The following is a 1,447-nucleotide window of genomic DNA, read 5'->3' on the forward strand; positions in this document are numbered from 1 at the left end:
CAGTTCGCCGTGTGTCAGCGCGCGGCGGAGCCGGTTCTCGGTTTCCAGGCGCTGGTTGGCGGCATCGGTGAGGGCGGTGCGGTAAAAACGGAAGGTGTTGCGCCCGGCGTCCTTGGCCTCGTACATCGCGGCATCGGCGTGGGTGATCAGGTTGCCAGCTTCGGTCGCATCTTCGCCGAACAGGGCGATGCCGATGCTCGCGCCCACCTGGAGGTCATTCCAGCCACCGACCGCGAAGGGTTCGGCGATCAGCGCCAGCAGTTGGCGCGCACGGCCCTCGAGTTCGCGATGATCCGCGACGTCGTCGATGATCGCGATGAACTCGTCCCCTCCGATGCGGGCGACGGTTCGGGCCTCGAATTGCGTCTTCAGGCGCTCCCCCAGGATCTGCAGCAGATCATCCCCGACGCGGTGCCCCAGGCTGTCGTTGATGGTCTTGAAGCGGTCCAGATCCACGAACAGGATGGCCAGAAGACCGTTCCCGTCGCCGGCCTGCTCTATGGCCTCGTTCAACTGCTCGTGCAGCAGCGTGCGGTTGGGCAGGCCGGTGAGCGGATCGTGTCCCGCCTGATAGGCCAGTTGTGCCTCGTGCGAGCGCAGGCGGGCCTCGGCCGCACGGCGCTGTTCGACTTCCAGCGATAGCCGGGCATTGAGACGCCGGTAGTAGAGCGCGGCCAGTCCGCTCAGCAGCAGCAATCCGGCCAGCAGCCCCAGCAGCACCTCCGGGCGGGTCTCCCAGAAGGCCCGCAGGTCGATCACCACCGGACGGTCATAAGGCGGGTGCCCCAGATCCTCCAGCAGGGCATGCACGGAGGCATAGGATAAAGGCGCCGACCAGCCGTGGTAGCCGCCTGCGCGCGCCGCGGGATGGTCCGCGGGAAGGCTCAGCAGCGCGATGCTGACGGCCTCGGCCAGGTGGTCCGGCGTGTGTGCGAGACGGGAGAACGGCCACTCCGGATACAGCCGGGTGGAGTGGGCAAACGGGAATCCCGCGACCTCCCGGGGTTCCAGCACCCGCAGGGTGTCGGGGGGCAGATCACCCGCGCGCAGCTGTGCCTCGAGCACGCCCGTGCGCACGATACCGGCGTCGGCCCGACCGTTCAGCAGCCCGTCGAGTACCCGGTCGTGGGGCATGCCGGTGAAGTCCAGCGATGCCAGGTCTTTCCGAGGGTCCACACCGGCCCTGCGCAGGGCCGCCTGGCCCGCCAGCCAGCCGCCCAGGGAATCCTCCTTCACGGCAAGCAGGCGTTGGCCCCGCAGGTCGGCGAGCGACTGGAGATCGTGGCGATCGTCGAGGACCAGGATGGTCCCGCCGAACTGGCGAACGGGTTGTCCTTCTTCCTCGGCGATCAGGGTGGCCAGACGGGTGATGCCTTTTTCGGCCTCCAGGCGTATGTAGTGCCCCGTGTTGGTCAGTACGAAATCGATCTCGCCGGACGCGACGGCC

At 68.0% G+C, this 1,447-nt stretch carries 1 protein-coding gene; it reads right to left on the reverse strand.

The genetic code is table 11. The annotated features are described in order from the left end of the window. On the reverse strand, positions 1 to 1,447 hold a 1,447-nt coding region (locus tag ACESLR_RS04175), incomplete at both ends, for a diguanylate cyclase domain-containing protein (protein WP_373066701.1).

Source organism: Thioalkalivibrio sp. (genome assembly GCF_041685615.1).
GTDB lineage: Bacteria > Pseudomonadota > Gammaproteobacteria > Ectothiorhodospirales > Ectothiorhodospiraceae > Thioalkalivibrio.